Genomic DNA, 17,380 nt, shown 5'->3' with positions numbered 1-17,380 from the left:
AGGGGGATAACCTAAATGAATCAAAAGCCACGTAAGTTTGTTGGTAAAATGGTGTTGGCAACAATGATGACCGTCGTTCTGGCAGCATGTAGCAGCGGTACCGGAGCTGGAGGTGAAGTCACAGAAGTTCAAACCAAGGCAGCGATGGAGACGTACAATGTAGGGGATACATTCAAGGCGACCGAGCCATTTAATCTCTCCATACTCTATAGTGATCAACCTAGTTATCCATATAAAAAAGACTGGTTACTTTTTAATAAAATTACCGAACTGACGGGTGTTACGCTTGAGCCAACGATTGTACCGATGAGTGATTACTCTCAGAAGAGATCTCTGTTGATTAGCTCCGGTGATGCACCACTGGTTATTCCGAAAACATACCCTGGTGAAGAGTCTGCATTTGTGTCCTCCGGTGCGATTTTGCCGATTAGCGATTATATTGATTTGATGCCAAACTTCAAGGACAAAGTGGAAAAATGGGGTCTAGAAGATGAACTTGAAGGGCTGCGACAGGAAGATGGAAAGTACTATGTACTCCCGGGTCTGCATGAAGAAGTATGGCCAGATTACACATTACTCGTAAGAACGGATGTCTTTGAAGAAAATAACATCGCCATCCCAACCACTTGGGACGAATTGTATGATGCAGCCAAAAAGCTGAAAGAGATCTACCCGGATTCTATTCCGTTTTCGGACCGATTCCAATTCAATAGTACGTTGAACATCGCTGCTACTGGCTTTGGTACCAAGGCTGGATGGGGTTTTGGTAACGGATTGACGTATAAGGAAGATCAGGATGAATTTGTGTACACGGCTACAACACCAGAATACAAAGAGATGCTAACGTACTTTAACAAGTTGGTATCCGAAGGATTACTCGATAAGGAGAGTTTTACACAGGATGATGATCAGGCTGTACAGAAATTTGTATCCGGCAAATCATTCATGATTAATGGTAATTCCCAAACGGTGGTGCTGCACCGAAATGATATGAACAAAACGCTGGGAGAAGGTAAATACTCAGTTGCAAAGATTACAGTACCTGGTGGGCCAAAAGGGCAATTAATGTCCGGCTCCAGACTTGAAAATGGTGTCATGATCTCCGGGAAAATTCAAAAAAGCGAAAACTTCAAAGCCATTATGCAATTTGTGGATTGGTTATACTACAGTGACGAGGGTCAAGAGTTTGCCAAATGGGGCGTTGAAGGTGAAACATTCACCAAAGAGGGCGGAAAACGCAAATTGGTAGAAGATGTGAACTACAATGGTTTGAATCCAAAAGGCACGAAAGACTTGCGTATTGACTATGGCTTCTCTGGTGGTGTATTTGCCTACGGGGGTACCACAGATTTGTTGCAATCTATGTTTAGTGAAGAAGAGTTGAAATTCCAGCAAGACATGAAGGATACCAAGGAAGTGATTCCGGCAGAACCACCGATTCCTTACTCTTCAGAGGACCGTGAACGGGTGACACTTCTGAGTACACCACTGAAAGACTACTCTGATCAGAATACACTTAAATTTATCTTGGGTGAGCGGGACTTGTCTGAATTCGATACATTTGCCAAAGAGCTTGAGAGTCAAGGGTTATCTAATTATCTGAAGCTGGCAAATGATACGTACAAAGCCTACAAAGAAAACAAGCAATAATATAGTTGATGTTGGCCAGATTACCTTTTCACACCGATATATAAGTGGAACGGTAATTTGTGCTAAAATGAATGAATACGGCTGATAGAAAGAGGTCTAGGCATGTCACTTAATCAAAAAATTAGAGGCTCGACCCGGGCATATTCATATAACCTGTTAAAAGAACGAATTCTTCATCTGGAACTTAAGCCAGGTACCAAGATTTCAGAGAAAGAGATTGCAGATGAACTGCAGGTGAGCAGAACACCCGTTAGAGAAGCATTCATGAAGCTTGCTGAAGAAGAACTGCTGGACATTATTCCCCAGAGTGGAACAATTGTCTCTCATATTAATCTGGAGCATGTGGAAGAAGGCAGGTTTATGCGGGAGAAGATGGAGAAGGAAATCGTGACTTTGGCTTGTGTTTCTTTTCCTGAAGAGTTCAGATTTCGACTTGAAACCAACATTGCAATGCAGGAAGTCTGTATAGGGAAAAACAATTTCTATCGACTTTTTGAACTGGATGAAGAGTTTCATCAGATTTTGTTCCAGGGCACGGGTAAGCTGAGAACATGGAAAATGTTGCAACAGCTGAATATTCCGTTTAATCGGTTGCGTTTATTACGTCTAGCGGAGGACTCCAACCTGGAGGTCATTATCTCCCAGCACAAAGAGATTTATCGTCTTATCACAGAGCGTCAGACCGAGCAAGCTGTTCAGGTGATGGAAGCTCATCTTAGACTAGTTGTTATTGAACAGGAATCGATAAAAGCGAAATACCCGCATTATTTTATATAATGCACCGATGTTGCATACTACTCTCCATATGCATATGCGAAAACCCCTGTTCAATTGAACAGGGGTTTTGGTTAAGCAAGTTGTAACACGAGATTGTTAGGCTTGTTTGATAAAAGTAGGATCAGGGTATGGATCTGCAATCCAGCCATCTTTTTCGATGAACAGACGTACAGCAATAATTTGTTTGTTCTCCATTAAAGTGAAGAAGTGCGGTGTATTCTCAGGTACCGAGATAACGTCTCCAGGAGACAGTTCTACATTAAAGTAGCCGACATCATCTGTAGCTTTGATAACAAAGATTCCTTTACCAGCGACAATCGCACGAATCTCATCTTCAGCGTGGGTGTGGATCTCTTCGAACTTGGCCAGCTTTTCTTCGATATCTGGTGTTTGTTCGGACAGCGTGATGACATCCCAGATCTGGTATCCGCGACGTGCAGCCAAATCTCTGATTTCATAATCGTAAGTTTCCAAAACCTCGGTTTTCTGTTCATCAGTTAATCCAAAGTTATTTTGCAGATCAGTGTTCAGTTTGGATGCGTCCCACTTCTCATATAATACTTCGTATTTGTTCAAGAAATTTCGAACATTTTCGTCACCAGTGATGCGTTCGTTCGTATTTCGGATAACAATTTCAGCCATGTTCTTTCCCTCTTTTCCACTTGGTTTAATTGAATTATATCGGATTGCTTTGTTTTTGTCGATTCTCAAATTCCGTTCATATTCGTGCAAACCCGCCATCTTTCGGGACCAAACCCGATCTTTCACATTAAGTTAGTTTCTGTTAAACTAAGATTTAACGTTTTGCGGGGGTGAAGATATTGGATAAGATTAGTCTACACGATGCATTAAAACAACGAATATTAATCCTCGACGGTGCAATGGGGACCATGATTCAACAAGTTGATTTGACTGGCGAAGATTTTGGCGGCGAAGATTTGGATGGATGTAATGAAATGTTAGTGCTTACTCGTCCAGAGCTGATCCAGCGCATTCATGAAGAATATCTGGAGGCCGGAGCCGATTTAATTGAAACCAATACATTTGGTGCTACATCCGTTGTGCTTGCTGAGTACGATATTCAGGATCGGGCACGTGAGATCAACCTGGAAGCAGCCAGAATTGCGAAAGCTGCGGTTGATCGTTTCTCTACACCGGAATCTCCACGTTATGTGGTAGGAGCGATGGGACCAACAACCAAAACACTGTCTGTAACTGGGGGCGTAACGTTCCAGGAACTTATCGACAGTTATTTGGAGCAAGCGCTTGCTTTAATAGAGGGAGGCGTTGATGCGCTACTACTCGAAACCTCACAGGATACCCTCAATGTAAAAGCAGGCAGCATTGGAATTCAGCAGGCCTTCGAACAGAGTGGTGTTACACTGCCCCTGATGATATCAGGAACGATCGAACCGATGGGAACGACCCTTGCGGGTCAGAACATCGAATCCTTTTATATATCCTTAGAACACCTTAACCCAATTTCGGTAGGACTAAACTGTGCTACGGGTCCAGAGTTCATGCGTGATCACATTCGCTCGCTTTCCGGAATGGCATCGGTTGCCGTTAGTTGTTATCCGAACGCGGGTCTTCCGGATGAGAATGGTAATTACCATGAGTCACCGGACTCGCTTGCTCAGAAGATTGGTGCTTTTGCCGAACAGGGCTGGTTGAATATTGCTGGTGGATGTTGCGGGACAACCCCTGCACATATTCGGGCGATGCGCGACAAACTTGCCCAGTACCCCCCAAGAGAAATGAACGGAACACATCCACCAGCATTGTCTGGTATAGAACCAATCTACATTGAACAGGACAATCGTCCATACATGGTTGGTGAGCGTACGAACGTGCTGGGATCACGTAAGTTCAAACGACTCATTGTAGAAGGCAAGTATGAAGAAGCTTCGGAAATTGCTCGTGCTCAAGTGAAAAATGGAGCGCACATTGTTGACGTGTGTGTACAAGATCCGGACCGTGAAGAGTCTGAAGACATGGTGAAGTTCCTTGAACTGGTTGTGAAAAAAGTTAAGGTTCCTCTCATGATCGATACGACAGATGCTTCAGTAATTGATCTGGCCCTCCAGTACTCACAAGGTAAGGCGATAATTAACTCCATTAACCTTGAGGATGGCGAAGAGAAATTTGAGCTGATTACGCCGTTGCTTCATAAATATGGTGGTGCGGTAGTTGTCGGAACGATTGACGAACGGGGTCAGGCGATTAGTCGGGAAGACAAGCTTGACGTAGCCAAGCGCTCTTACGATTTGCTGGTGAACAAATATGGTCTCAAACCAGAAGACCTGATTTTTGATACGTTGGTGTTCCCGGTAGGTACGGGGGATGAACAGTACATCGGTTCAGCCAAAGAAACAATTGAAGGTATAAGAGTGATTAAGGAAGCGATGCCAGAATGTCATACGATCCTCGGTATCAGTAACATTTCATTTGGGCTGCCTGAAGCAGGTCGTGAAGTGCTGAACTCCGTATTTTTGTATGAATGTACCAAAGCAGGTCTCGACTATGCGATCGTGAACACTGAGAAACTTGAGCGTTATGCATCCATTTCGGAAGAAGAACGTAGACTCTCGGAAGAGCTTTTATACAACACAAATGATGAAACACTCGCGGCGTTCGTAGCGGCGTTCCGTAACAAGAAGGTTGAGAAGAAGGAAAAAATCTCGAACCTTTCATTAGAAGAGCGTCTCGCTTCATATGTTGTGGAAGGAAGTAAAGAAGGATTGCTGCCAGATCTCGAACAGGCACTTGCCAAATACACAGCACTTCAAGTGATTAACGGTCCACTGATGCGGGGGATGGAGGAAGTAGGTCGTCTCTTTAACAACAATGAGTTGATTGTAGCTGAGGTGTTGCAGAGTGCGGAGGTTATGAAGGCTTCTGTAGCATATCTGGAGCAATTTATGGAGAAGAACGAGACTTCGGTTAAAGGCAAGATCATTCTGGCCACTGTTAAAGGCGATGTGCATGACATTGGGAAGAACCTAGTTGAGATCATCCTGTCCAATAACGGTTACCAGATCATTAATTTGGGTATAAAAGTACCACCAGAACGTATCATTGAGGCATACCGAGAAGAAAAAGTCGATGCGATCGGTCTCTCGGGTCTATTGGTGAAATCAGCGCAACAGATGATTCTTACCGCTCAGGATTTGCGAACAGCAGGTATTGATGTGCCTATTATGGTTGGCGGAGCGGCGCTAACACGTAAATTCACCAAAAATCGTATCCGTCCTGAATATAACGGAATGGTTGTATATGCAAAAGATGCGATGGACGGTCTGGATCTGGCGAATAAATTGATGAATCCCGTTGCACGTGAAGTGATGCAACTGGAGATGGAAGCAGAAAAAGAAGCTGATGCTTCAAGTGCTGTAGCTGTTCAGGCTCTTCCAGAGCTTACGCGAGTGGAGCGTTCGGATATTGCTGTAGATCATCCGGTTCTTGTACCGCCTGATCTGGAGCGGCATACGATGCGCAACTATCCGTTATCACATATCTTGCCATATGTGAACATGCAGATGTTGCTTGGACACCATCTGGGGTTGCGCGGTTCAGTAGAACAACTGCTTGCTTCAGGTGATAAGAAGGCTACCGATCTGAAAGCAGTCGTGGATGATATCATGCAAGAGGCTGTTCGTGACGGGATTATTCAGGCGCATGCCATGTATCGTTTCTTCCCGGCTCAGTCCAGTGGTAACAGCGTCATTATCTATGATCCAAAGGACACCAGCAATATTTTGCATACTTTTACGTTCCCACGTCAAAAAGTCGAGCCGTTCCTGTGCCTGTCCGACTTCCTGAAGCCTGTTGAATCCGGTCAGATGGATTACGTTGGTTTCATGGTTGTTACGGCCGGACACGGTGTACGTGAACTATCCACTGCGTGGAAAGATCAGGGGGATTACCTCCGCTCGCATGCTCTGCAATCCGTAGCGCTTGAAGTAGCAGAGGGATTAGCTGAACGTGTGCATCATATGATGAGAGATATATGGGGATTCCCGGATTCTGCCCAGATGACCATGAAGCAACGTCATGGTGCACGCTATCAAGGGATCAGGGTATCTTTTGGATATCCGGCTTGTCCGGATCTGGAAGACCAAGGGCCGCTGTTCAAGTTGCTGCAGCCTGAGGATATCGGTGTGGAATTGACGGAAGGTTTCATGATGGAACCCGAAGCTTCCGTATCAGCGATGGTATTCAGCCATCCGCAAGCTAAGTATTTTAATGTAGAGAAGGCATAAATTCAGTAGAGTGTCAGGCAAAGCCCTCCGCATTGTCGGAGGTTTTTTGCTGGCAACAGAAAGAGGTGCGATCCAGAATGGAACTATATTTCCTGGGAACTAACGCTGGTGTACCTACGCTTCAACGGAATGTAACTTCCATTGGGCTACGCATGTTGGATGAGCGCAGAGCTTTGTGGTTGTTTGACTGCGGGGAAGGAACGCAACACCAGATTTTAAGTTCTCCGCTTAAACTGAGCAAATTGGAGAAAATATTCATTACTCATCTGCATGGTGATCATGTATTTGGACTTCCAGGACTGCTTTCGAGCAGAGCCTATCAAGGTGGCACCACACCATTAACCGTATATGGTCCGCCAGGTACGGAACGAATGATCAGTACAACAATGGAGCTTAGCCAATCCCGGGTTAACTATGAGTTGAATATCGTGGAACATACGGGCGGCGTTCTGTTCGAGGATGACAGTTTTATCGTGGAAGCGGCTTTGCTTGAGCATCGGATTGACAGCTATGGATACCGGATTACGGAAAAAGATCGTCCAGGAAGCCTGGACCCAGCCAAACTGGCGGAATACGGTTTGAAACCAGGCCCATTGTTCGGCCGGCTCAAACGTGGAGAAACCATTACGCTGGATAACGGTGATTCGCTTCGTCCAGAAGATGTATTGGGAGCGCCAAAACGTGGTATGGTAATCACCATATTGGGTGATACACGTCCATGTGACAATGTACAGCCTCTTTCCATCAATGCAGATGTGCTTGTGCATGAAGCTACATTCATGCATGATCTGGCCGATACAGCGCATGAGTACTATCATAGTACTTCTAAACAAGCGGCAGAAGCGGCTAGAGCAGCCAATGTAGGGCAACTAATCATGACTCACTTCAGTTCACGCTATAAGGATGAGGATCAACTTCAGCCACTTTTGGAAGAGGCTCAGTCCGTATTCCCGAATACCAGACTTGCAAACGAACACCAGCTTATTCCTGTCGTGCATCGCAAGCAAGAATCTTAACCCTGATTGCGAACCAGTTCACGGTTAAACACGTCATATAAAGATCCGGGTAATTGCACGGGACTGAGGGAGAGGAACTCCCGCGGTCCCTTTTGCAATCTGGTCAGAAAGCGTGTAGGATGGGCAATATGAAGAGGGAAATGATTCAAATTATTTTCCGGGAAAGCGCAGGAAATGACAAGCTTGTACAGAAGACGCGCGAGTTAAACCGTCGGTGTTCGATCCGGTTCGACTTGTTGCGTGCATATGTCAGCAAGCCATTATTTTTTGCCTGAATACATAGGTTCGCGGTCAAGTTCGAGGTAAATGATTAAGGACATGAAATGTTAATGGAATAAAGAAAGGAAGTGCTGTGTGTGATTAAGGCCTATCTGATTGACTTGGATGGTACGCTCTATCATGGCAGACATCGTATCGAAGGAGCCGATCAGCTTATTCGAACACTGCAAGAGCTAGGAAAGCCGTATTTATTCGTAACAAATAATTCTTCCCGTACACCACAAGGTGTGGCAGATCATCTGAACGGGATGGGCATACCTGCCGACGCGTCTCAAGTATGCACTTCTGCAGTGGCAGCTGCTGAATATGTTGCTGAAGAGTCCCCAGGTGCAACAGTGGCATGTATCGGAGAAGCAGGATTGCTGCAAGCCATAGAAGAAGCAGGACTACAGCTGACGGAAGATGCACCAGAATATGTGATACAGGGGATTGATCGTGAATTTTCCTATCATAAACTGACCAAGGCGCTAAGGTGGATTAATGCGGGATCAAAATTCATCATGACCAACCCGGATCTGCAGCTTCCTTCCGATGACGGACTGACACCTGGGGCGGGGACTATTGGAGCAGCAATTGAAGCCGCGACCGGCGTTCATCCTACCGTCATCGGCAAGCCATCGAGTGTTATAATGAAGTCGGCCATTAGCCGGCTAAACCTGGCATCTCATGAAGTGGCAGTGATCGGAGATAATATGCGAACCGATATTGCAGCTGGAGTTGCAGCAGGGTGTGAGACGCTGTTGGTACTTACTGGTGTGACAACACGAGATAATATGGATGGACACATTCAAGCAGCGAAGGCTCGACCTGATCATGTGTTTGAAGATTTGCATAAATTGATGGAGTGGCTGTCGCAAGAGGCAGACCAAGCTTCCAAAAAGGGGTAATGTACGATGCCGGAACTACCGGAAATGGAAAATTACCGGACCTTGCTGTCCGAGAACATACTTGATCTACTGATTACAGGTGTTGTAATTAACCGCGATAAAACGATAAATACGGAGCCTGATCTGTTCATCAATGAACTTACAGGCAATCGCATCATATTTGTTGAGCGCCGAGCGAAGCATCTGATTTTCCACTTGGCTAATGGTAAACGTCTGGTGCTGCACCTCATGTTGGGCGGTATGATTTTCTGGGGCACGGAAGAAGAACGTCCTGATCGTTCCACACAAGTGGAAATCCAGTTTGGCGATCACATTTTATTCTTTATTGGACTGCGCTTGGGTTATTTACATCTGCTTACTTCGAAAGAAACCGAAGAGGCGATGTCTGATCTTGGACCTGAACCTTTGGATCGACGGATGAATGTGGAACGCTTTGCTTCTCTGTTGAAAGGTCGTCGGGGCACACTTAAGACAACGTTGGTAAACCAGCATATCATTGCAGGGATTGGCAACTGTTATTCGGATGAGATTGCCTTTGCTGCCGGTCTGAGACCAAGCTCCAAAACGCAGAACATTGCGACTTCACCAGAGCTGACGGAGCGCCTGTTCCATTCGATGCAGTCCGTGTTGCGTGAAGCAGCTTCTGAGGGTGGTTATATGGAAATGCCACTGATGCAAGGAGATACGAAGACAGGAAGTTTTGACGAGCAATGTCGGGTGTACGATCGGGAAGGCGAGACTTGTCCGCGCTGCGGGGGAACGATTGAACGAGTGGAAATTACGGGCAAGAAGGCATTCTTCTGTCCGAAATGCCAGCATGAGGCCTAACAGCGGAATCGGGGCACATGTCAGCACTAGAGGTGGATTTCTTCAGGCAGCCAAGAGAGCACATGCAATGGGGGCAACGGCATTTCAGTATTTTCCGAAGAACCCGCGTAGTCTTGGTCTGAAAAGTCTGGATCTCAAGGATGCTGAGCAGTGCAGGGATTGGTGTGAACAGCAGGGACTTGCTTCGATTGCACATTCACCCTATCCCACGAATCCGGCGTTGGGTATGACCCGTGGAGAGGCGGGGTTTCATGCTACAATAGCTTCTATTCGCAATGATCTTGAAATTTCGAATGCTTGCGGTTCTGTTGGGACGGTGGTCCATTTTGGACATATCAAAACAAACGATCCGCTGGAGGGTTATCAGAACCTCATTCATTGTCTGGATACCGCCTTGGAGAATTGGAATGGACATTCAAAGGTACTGATTGAAAATCAGGCAGGTGATCATGGCCCGATGGGCACGACAATGGAAGAAATGATACAGATTCGCAAATTGAGCCGATATCCGGAACATATTGCTTTTTGTTTTGACACATGCCATGCTTTTGCTTCAGGTTTGTGGGCGTCAGGCAACGAAGCGGTGATGCTCGATAAGGGCAGGATGCTCGGATACTGGGAAAATGTTGCTGCTGTACATTTCAATGATTCCAAATATGCGTCTGGTTCATGTAAGGATAGACATGCGAGAATCGGACAGGGTTATATCGGAAATGAATCGATGAAAGCATTGTTAAATGCGCCTGAGTTCCAAAATGCGGTTGTTGTGCTAGAGACAGAAACGGGCGAAGATGGAACGCACCATGATGATATAGCGCTCATGCGTTCCTGGCTATAATGGGGAGAGGAGCGATTGTATGCATGTTTTTCTGGATGACTATCGGGCGTGTCCGAAAGGATTTGTTCTGGCAACAAATGCAGAAGAGTGCCTGATGCTGCTAAGAGAAGGTGACGTGGACATTTTGTCTCTGGATTATGAGCTTGGTCCGGATTCGCCTAACGGCGGTGAGGTCGCGGCATCCATTGTACGAGAAGGTTTATTTCCGCGCGAGATCTATTTGCATACGTCCAGTATGTTTGGGAAACGCCAGATGTACGAGATGTTATATAGCAATAAACCGGATTCGGTAACCATTCATAATGGGCCAATGACGGGTGAGGTCATGCTGCGTGTTGCTGCGGGAGAAGAAATTTAATGAAGCCAATTACATCCAAAATGTTAATGCGCAGTGTATGGGAAGGCATGCCACAGGCTGTATTTATATATACCCCTTTATGTGGGACATGTGCGGCAGCACGGCGTATGTTAGATGTCGTTGAGCACATGCTGCCAGAAGGTATTTTATCCGAAATGAACATTCATGACATTCCTGAACTTGTACAACAATTTCAAATTTCAAGCGTACCAGCAGTGATGCTGTTTGACGGCCAGTTAGATGTTCCAAAAATGGTTTATCGGATGAGCTCTGTGGAGCATTTGCTCTCGGAGATCCGAAAGGCGGTGCTGAAATGAGTATAATCTCGATGGAACATGTCTCACTTAGACGAGAAGAGAATCAAATCTTGGATGACGTACATTTGCGTATCGAACAAGGCGAACATTGGGTTATTCTGGGCCGGAATGGTTCTGGAAAAACAACGTTACTCGAAATGATGAACGGATATATGTTTCCAAGCCAGGGACGTATTGAAGTACTCGGTAATTTGTATGGACAATGTGACGTCAGGGAAGTACGTAAGGAAATCGGTTATATCAGCCAAACGTTGATTGAGAAACTCACACCCAGAGATCCGGTATGGGAGGTCGTCGCTACAGGAGCTTATGCTTTTTTGCGTTTTTATCAGACAATTCCTGATGAAGTAAAAGCAAAGGCAATGAGTTTGTTAGGTGACATGGGTTTTGCCAATCTGGCTAACAACGCGCTGGGAACGTTATCCCAAGGGGAGCGTAAAAAAGTCATGCTTGCTCGTTCGTTAATGGCTGAGCCAAAATTGCTGATTATGGACGAGCCTTGTGCCGGGCTGGATTTATATGAACGTGAGAAAATGCTGGCTGAGATTGATCGTCTGCGCCAGCGTAACATTACAGTTGTGTATGTAACACATCATGTTGAAGAGATCGTACCTTTATTCACGCATGTGGCCTTGATCCGCGATGGACGTATTGCGGCAGCTGGCCCCAAACATGAAGTTTTGACACAAGATACAATTAAGCATACGTACGATGTTCCGGTCGATATCCAGTGGGATAATGGTCGTCCGTGGATACGCGTACGTTCTGGAGGGTAACACAATTTGAGTACACAATCGTCTTGGGAAGAAGGCAACTTCTCCCGTTTTATCTGCACAGCCAATCATGGCTTTGCCCCTTATGCTCAGGAAGAGTTGCGCCGTACGTTTGGTGCGGTGAAGAGCACGGTACTCGTACCAGGAGAAATATTGCTTGCGGGTCTGCCTGTAGCGGAGGAAGAAGTTGCAGATAAGCTGTGGGCAGAGTATCCAACGTTTTTACGTCATATTCAACCTGTTCAGTTTCAGGAGAATACAGAAGATTCGGAGCAGTCTATTGAGAAATTGATTGCATTTGTGTTGAATCATAAGGAATTGACTGGTGCCTCTGTCGTGTTGCAGGTACGGAAGACAGAAGGGGCGTTTTGGCAAGAAAATGCAGCCTCATTGAAGCAACTGCTGACTGAAAAGCTGGATGAGCTAGGTTGTGAATGGGTTGTACGTGATGCTGAATATGTCATTTCCGTATTTGCTGCGAATGATATGTTGTATGCTGGTATATCCAGACCTGAACAGAATCTGTCAGACTGGAGCGGGGGCGCCGTACGTTTTCAAAAAGAAGAAGGACAGATCTCGCGGGCAAAGTTCAAATTGCTTGAAGCCGAGCAAACGTTTGGCATCGACTTTACTTCATTCCATAAGGCACTTGATATCGGCGCTGCACCAGGTGGATGGACCTCGTTCCTGCTTGAGCGCGGGCTTGAAGTAACGGCGGTAGATCCGGCGAAGATGGATGCGACCCTGCTGGCATCACCCAAACTGACTTTCTTGAAAAAGAATGCAGGGGATGTTCGTTTCCGCGAAGGAGAATTCGATCTGCTCGTATGTGATATGAGTTGGAGTCCGAAGCTGATGAGCCGACTTGTATCAGACCTTCTATATAGTCTGCAACCCGGGGGGACAGCGATTGTTACGGTGAAGTTATTGCATAAAAAACCGCTCGCGCTCATTAAAGACGTCATTGAAACGTTTGAGCGTTCACGGATGCAGATTCAATGTTCCAAGCAGTTGTTCCATAACCGGGAAGAGATTACACTCTATATGGTCAAATATTAAGAAATTGATTCGATTAAGCTCATTAAATTTTGTGCTTTACAATCTATTCCTGTCTGTACTATAATGATACCAATATTAACCATAACAAACCTGAGGGAAAGCATCCCGAAGTGAACGAAACCGGATATCCGGTCTGTTCTTCTTCGGTGAGGCTTTCCCTTTTTTGTTGTGTATTAAAGGAGGAATTGGTATGAGACATCCGGCCAGGCTGGAACGCGGAAGCCTGCTGGGAGGTAGATATCGTATCGTATCCATTCTGGGAACAGGCGGAATGAGCCATGTATACGAGGCGGAGGATCTGAAGTTGCCGGGCAAGTTATGGGCAATTAAAGAAAGCGTAACGATTATGCCATATGAAGGCAGTATGGAGACGGAAGCCGCTCTTCTGACATCTCTTCGTCATCCAAGATTGCCGCAAATCGTTGATTTTTTTGTTCCGGATGAAGACGGGTACACATACTTGGTGATGGAATACATCGACGGGTTAACGCTCAGTGAGTATTTCAAGCAGTGTCGTGGGAAGATCCCAATGGAGCAGTTGACGGAGCTTGTACTTCAATTGCTGGATGTGTTGAGTTATTTGCATAATCTGAATCCACCTGTGATCTATAGGGATCTGAAACCATCAAACATCATGATCACGCCGGAACATGAAGTAAGATTAATTGATTTTGGCATCGCCAGAAGTTACAAACCGCAAAGTGCTGAAGATACCGTTAAGTTGGGAACAGCTGGTTTTGCCGCTCCAGAACAATATGGCTCGGGTCAGACCGATGCGCGTTCAGATCTATATGGACTCGGAGCATTGCTCCTGTATCTTATGACAAGTGGGGCCTATACGGAATGGATTCAGGGTGTGGAAAGCTCTATCCGGAGTGATGTTCCGCGGACATACATCCCTGTGGCGAGAAGACTGTTAAGGTATAATGCCGAAGAGCGATTCCAATCTGCTGATGAGGTAAGGAAGGAACTGCTCCGAATACCCGGCGGAACAATGCCCGGTGGAGATACAACGATGACCTTGAATGGGGGAACAAGAGTTATTGCCCTGACTGGTGCTTCATCTGGTGTAGGGGTTACCCACACGGCTATAGCTATCAGTCATTATCTCGAAAGGCAAAACTTCAAAGTAGCTGTGATTGAAATGTCACCTCGCTCTCAATCCTTTGCAAGGATTCAACAAATCGCTCAAGCGGGTAAACCGGTGCCAGCAGGCAGACAGTTTGCAGTGGATGGTGTGCATTATTGGAAACAATCCGGGCGAGCGGATATTTTGTCTTTGCTTGGGGGGAGTTATCAATTCATCGTGATGGATCTTGGTAGTGGTCAGGACCAGAACCGGCTGGAAGAATTCCTGCGTGCAGATCTGCCGATTGTGATAGGCTCAGGTGCCGAATGGAGACAGGCGGAGATTGGCGCTTTTGTTCGATCACATCATCGGTATCCACGAGAGAAATGGATATATTGTCTGCCCTTGGCAGCAAGTGAAGCTGTTCAGCGCATTCGTAAAGTTCTGGATACATCGAGTGTATATAGTCTGCCGTTACATATCGACCCTTTTGACAAGGACGCACAGACGGATAGAGTGTTTTCACATATTTTAATGCATATGATGGCACAACACCCCAAGAAACGTTCGTTCTTTTCACGAAGGAAAGTGCATGATTAGAAGAGATTACGAAAGGAGAGCCTCTTTTGTCTAAATTAAGAAAACAAAGCCGTCAACTGATCTATGCCGGACTTATCGGAGCAGGAGCCGTAGGGTTGGTGTTCGGAGGATATGTTATTTACAATGTCAAAACGATGGGGGATGTCAGGTCAGCTGTAGAAGCCCGTTATTTATCGGCATATGAGGAAAAGGAAGCTGAATTAAAGCAACAATGGGATTCGGGAGCACAAGGATGGGTTACGATTCGGGATATTGAAGCAGGTGAACCGATATTACCGGAGGATCTGAAGCTCATTGCTGTTCCGGATGCACAAGCACCGCGAAACCTCTGGTCCAGTACCAAGCAGATGGAAGGCCAAGTGGCCAAAATAGAGTTGAAAAAAGGAACAGCCATTACCACCGAGATGGTGTATGAGGATGTACCGGCTCCGCCTGATTTAAGAAATCGAGAGCTGCAAGTTGTATTACTGCCGTCCTCACTCGTTAAGGGAGATATTATTGATGTTCGTATCCAATTCCCTACAGGACAGGACTATGTTCTCTTATCGAAGAAAAAAGTGGAACGACTCAATGCAGCTACCTTATGGATTACGATGACGGAGGAAGAGATTCTGTCACTCTCAAGTGCAATTGTAGATGCCTATTTACATAAAGCTTCAATCTATGCCTTAACCTATGTAGAACCACAGTTTCAGACACCTGCAATCGCGACGTATCCTGCCAATTCAGAAGTGTTAAAACTGCTGGAGAGTGATCCGAATATTGTTCGACGAGCCGAACAGGAATTATCCAGACAGGTGCGAAGTTCGCTTGAAAGTTCACTGGCCGCCTCCATGACAGCACCGTCAAAAGGGGTTGAACAGGATGTGGCACAATCCTCAGTTACATATAACAGTCGTCCATCATCAAATAATCCGGCAACGTCGGATGGAGTGATGTGGAATGATGGTTCAGGTAACGGAGCAGGAGCTAATGCTGGAAGTGTAAATGATCCTGCTGAAGCTTTACAAACAGAACAGCAGAGCTTGTTAACGGGTGGAGAATAGAGCGAAATCCGAGGTTTACTTTAGGATAATTCAGATAACAAGGGGTTTAAGAAAAAGAAAGGAGTTGTAACATCTATGCATACATGGATCTTTGCGGGTTTATGTGAGAAGAATGATCTGATGTTATATCTTTGCAAGATATTGGCTTCAACAGGCAACAAGGTCTTACTCGTAGATGGAACCTTACAACAGAAGTATGGGTACGGTGTTGGTGACAGTCAACAGTCTTTGCGAATTGCGGAATTTGAGGGATTTGATATCGCTTGTCATTTTGTCACTTCAGCAGCTGTAGAGAATCATCTTGAAGTAAATGGAGAGCGATTGGACAGTTATGACTATGTGTTATATGACATGGAGACCTCGCATTTTGCATCCCGTAATCTCTGGCTGAATGCCGATGTAAGAGTCTGGGTGAGTGATTATGAGCGTTACAATCTGGAACGTGGTAAGGGCTGGTTGAAGCGGTTGCTTGAAGAACAGTCATTACCTGGTGAGCTGCCATTTCAGCGGCTCTTAATTAACGGGGTTGACTGCAAGCTTGAAGCTCGTTATCTGTGGGCGTATCTGGAGGGCAGTCCGTTTGTGTGGACAGGAGAATCTTTAGTTCTTCCGTGGGATGAGTTAACAGCGGCGGTTAAGCTTGAGAATGAGCATCATCGCCGAGTTCATCTTGGACCTTTGTCACGAAATTACAAAAAATCGTTGTGTCGCGTGGTCGAGCAGTTAACAGGTTGGGAAAGTGTTCGCAGTCGTCGTGCGATGAAAGAAGCAGAGAGGATGAGAGCATGAGCACCATTACCTTTTGGAGCCCTTTTGCAGGAACAGGTTGTACTTCAAGCACATTAATTAGTGCTTATGCGATGGCACTCCACTACAAGACAAGAGTGTTACTTGTTAATGCAGGCGTTGCAGGAACTGGCACAGAAGCTGCTCTACCGTCCAAAGATACGGATTCAGCGGATTTAATGTTCTCCTTCGAAGAGGGTGGCTGGGATGCGATTGAACGGCTGCATTCGAGCGGAAGTCTGAATAAGCACAATCTCAGGGATTATACCAAGCCACTTCTGAAAGAAAGACTTGATTTCCTAACCGGAAGAATGGATGAGATGGAACGTTCCCCGCAGGAACATGGTGAGACTGTGAAAAAGCTGCTGAATGTAGCTAACGAGTATTATGATCTGGTTCTTCTGGATGCGGATCATGCTGGTGTGGATTCACAGCTCAAGCTGCAACAGGCGGACTATGTTGTAATTAATCTCGATCAAAATATGCGAAATCTGGAGTTGTTCTTTGAAGAGATCCTGCCAGAACGAATGAACAATATGAATATACATGTTGTAATTAACAAATACGATTCGCATGCCCGTGCAACGCTTTCCAATATTCGGCGCCAGTTCAGATACAAAGGCACGATATCTGCGATACCGTACACAACCGGATACCTGGATGCAATGAATCGGCGAGATGTCGCCAGGTACTTGCAGTTGGAAAGTTTGACTGAGGATAAGGATATTCGTAAAGGGAGCTTTGCTGCAAGCATGAGCGAACTCGCTCGCCTGATTATGGACGGTGCAGGTATGCGCACAGTTCTGAAGAGGCTGGAAAGGGGAGCCTGAACCTC

General features: G+C 45.9%; 16 protein-coding genes. 15 read left to right on the top strand and 1 reads right to left on the bottom strand.

The genetic code is table 11. The features are described 5' to 3' along the window. Window positions 1–15: 15 nt before the first annotated feature. Both NST33_RS17500 and NST33_RS17495 read left to right on the top strand, forming a co-directional pair. Window positions 16–1,650 carry an extracellular solute-binding protein gene (locus tag NST33_RS17500; protein WP_339177157.1) on the top strand — a complete coding sequence of 545 codons (1,635 nt, stop codon included), beginning with the start codon at window positions 16–18 and terminating at the stop codon, window positions 1,648–1,650. Window positions 1,651–1,752: 102 nt separating this feature from the next. After that, window positions 1,753–2,427, top strand: coding sequence for a GntR family transcriptional regulator (locus NST33_RS17495; RefSeq protein ID WP_091020712.1), 675 nt, complete (start codon window positions 1,753–1,755; stop codon window positions 2,425–2,427). A gap of 96 nt (window positions 2,428–2,523) precedes the next feature. On the opposite strand, the gene NST33_RS17490 is transcribed toward NST33_RS17495, so the two are convergent. Next, window positions 2,524–3,069, bottom strand: a complete 546-nt coding sequence (locus NST33_RS17490) for a cupin domain-containing protein (protein WP_047843398.1) — start codon at window positions 3,067–3,069, stop codon at window positions 2,524–2,526. Between the two features lie 179 nt (window positions 3,070–3,248). On the opposite strand from NST33_RS17490, the gene metH reads away from it, so the two are divergent. From metH to NST33_RS17425, 13 genes are all read left to right on the top strand, one after another. Next, a complete protein-coding gene (gene metH / locus NST33_RS17485) occupies window positions 3,249–6,689 on the top strand; it encodes a methionine synthase (RefSeq protein WP_339177154.1) in 3,441 nt (1,146 codons plus the stop codon). Window positions 6,690–6,766: 77 nt separating this feature from the next. Then, complete coding sequence (gene rnz / locus NST33_RS17480; protein ID WP_221821679.1) at window positions 6,767–7,705, top strand: ribonuclease Z; 939 nt, start codon at window positions 6,767–6,769, stop codon at window positions 7,703–7,705. Window positions 7,706–8,061: 356 nt separating this feature from the next. Continuing rightward, window positions 8,062–8,871 carry a TIGR01457 family HAD-type hydrolase gene (locus NST33_RS17475; RefSeq protein ID WP_339304203.1) on the top strand — a complete coding sequence of 270 codons (810 nt, stop codon included), beginning with the start codon at window positions 8,062–8,064 and terminating at the stop codon, window positions 8,869–8,871. 6 nt (window positions 8,872–8,877) lie between these two features. Continuing rightward, a complete protein-coding gene (locus tag NST33_RS17470; protein ID WP_221821675.1) occupies window positions 8,878–9,699 on the top strand; it encodes a DNA-formamidopyrimidine glycosylase family protein in 822 nt (273 codons plus the stop codon). Beyond that, the gene (locus tag NST33_RS17465) at window positions 9,689–10,537 is read left to right on the top strand and encodes a deoxyribonuclease IV (protein WP_221821674.1); all 849 of its coding nucleotides are present in this window, start codon (window positions 9,689–9,691) and stop codon (window positions 10,535–10,537) included. The genes NST33_RS17470 and NST33_RS17465 overlap by 11 nt, the downstream gene beginning before the upstream one ends. 19 nt (window positions 10,538–10,556) lie before the next feature. Continuing rightward, window positions 10,557–10,895 carry a cyclic-phosphate processing receiver domain-containing protein gene (locus tag NST33_RS17460; RefSeq protein ID WP_237174855.1) on the top strand — a complete coding sequence of 113 codons (339 nt, stop codon included), beginning with the start codon at window positions 10,557–10,559 and terminating at the stop codon, window positions 10,893–10,895. Next, complete coding sequence (locus tag NST33_RS17455) at window positions 10,895–11,212, top strand: thioredoxin family protein (protein ID WP_221821669.1); 318 nt, start codon at window positions 10,895–10,897, stop codon at window positions 11,210–11,212. The genes NST33_RS17460 and NST33_RS17455 overlap by 1 nt, the downstream gene beginning before the upstream one ends. Before the next feature lie 2 nt (window positions 11,213–11,214). Continuing rightward, window positions 11,215–11,988, top strand: coding sequence for an ATP-binding cassette domain-containing protein (locus NST33_RS17450; protein ID WP_221821791.1), 774 nt, complete (start codon window positions 11,215–11,217; stop codon window positions 11,986–11,988). Between the two features lie 6 nt (window positions 11,989–11,994). Further along, window positions 11,995–13,044, top strand: a complete 1,050-nt coding sequence (locus tag NST33_RS17445) for an SAM-dependent methyltransferase (protein WP_339304200.1) — start codon at window positions 11,995–11,997, stop codon at window positions 13,042–13,044. Between the two features lie 190 nt (window positions 13,045–13,234). Further along, window positions 13,235–14,713 carry a serine/threonine protein kinase gene (locus tag NST33_RS17440; RefSeq protein ID WP_221821665.1) on the top strand — a complete coding sequence of 493 codons (1,479 nt, stop codon included), beginning with the start codon at window positions 13,235–13,237 and terminating at the stop codon, window positions 14,711–14,713. Between the two features lie 26 nt (window positions 14,714–14,739). Then, window positions 14,740–15,759, top strand: coding sequence for an SAF domain-containing protein (locus NST33_RS17435; RefSeq protein WP_221821664.1), 1,020 nt, complete (start codon window positions 14,740–14,742; stop codon window positions 15,757–15,759). 75 nt (window positions 15,760–15,834) lie between these two features. Continuing rightward, entirely contained in the window at window positions 15,835–16,548 is a 714-nt protein-coding gene (locus NST33_RS17430) for a hypothetical protein (RefSeq protein WP_221821662.1), read from the top strand. Beyond that, complete coding sequence (locus NST33_RS17425; RefSeq protein WP_221821659.1) at window positions 16,545–17,375, top strand: ParA family protein; 831 nt, start codon at window positions 16,545–16,547, stop codon at window positions 17,373–17,375. Before NST33_RS17430 ends, NST33_RS17425 begins: the two co-directional genes overlap by 4 nt. Window positions 17,376–17,380 lie beyond the last annotated feature (5 nt).

Source organism: Paenibacillus sp. FSL L8-0435, assembly GCF_037965655.1.
GTDB lineage: Bacteria > Bacillota > Bacilli > Paenibacillales > Paenibacillaceae > Paenibacillus.
The sequence above is the reverse complement of the archived record's forward strand: the minus strand, read 5'-3'. Positions and strand labels throughout refer to the sequence as shown.

Bases quoted from the DNA above. Each gene is read 5' to 3' on its own strand.
- NST33_RS17425 (WP_221821659.1), top strand. From the start codon at position 16,545: ATGAGCACCATTACCTTTTGGAGCCCTTTTGCAGGAACAGGTTGTACT.
- rnz (WP_221821679.1), top strand. From the start codon at position 6,767: ATGGAACTATATTTCCTGGGAACTAACGCTGGTGTACCTACGCTTCAA.
- NST33_RS17460 (WP_237174855.1), top strand. From the start codon at position 10,557: ATGCATGTTTTTCTGGATGACTATCGGGCGTGTCCGAAAGGATTTGTT.
- NST33_RS17495 (WP_091020712.1), top strand. From the start codon at position 1,753: ATGTCACTTAATCAAAAAATTAGAGGCTCGACCCGGGCATATTCATAT.
- NST33_RS17430 (WP_221821662.1), top strand. From the start codon at position 15,835: ATGCATACATGGATCTTTGCGGGTTTATGTGAGAAGAATGATCTGATG.
- NST33_RS17470 (WP_221821675.1), top strand. From the start codon at position 8,878: ATGCCGGAACTACCGGAAATGGAAAATTACCGGACCTTGCTGTCCGAG.
- NST33_RS17455 (WP_221821669.1), top strand. From the start codon at position 10,895: ATGAAGCCAATTACATCCAAAATGTTAATGCGCAGTGTATGGGAAGGC.
- NST33_RS17490 (WP_047843398.1), bottom strand. From the start codon at position 3,069: ATGGCTGAAATTGTTATCCGAAATACGAACGAACGCATCACTGGTGAC.
- NST33_RS17465 (WP_221821674.1), top strand. From the start codon at position 9,689: ATGAGGCCTAACAGCGGAATCGGGGCACATGTCAGCACTAGAGGTGGA.
- NST33_RS17440 (WP_221821665.1), top strand. From the start codon at position 13,235: ATGAGACATCCGGCCAGGCTGGAACGCGGAAGCCTGCTGGGAGGTAGA.
- NST33_RS17500 (WP_339177157.1), top strand. From the start codon at position 16: ATGAATCAAAAGCCACGTAAGTTTGTTGGTAAAATGGTGTTGGCAACA.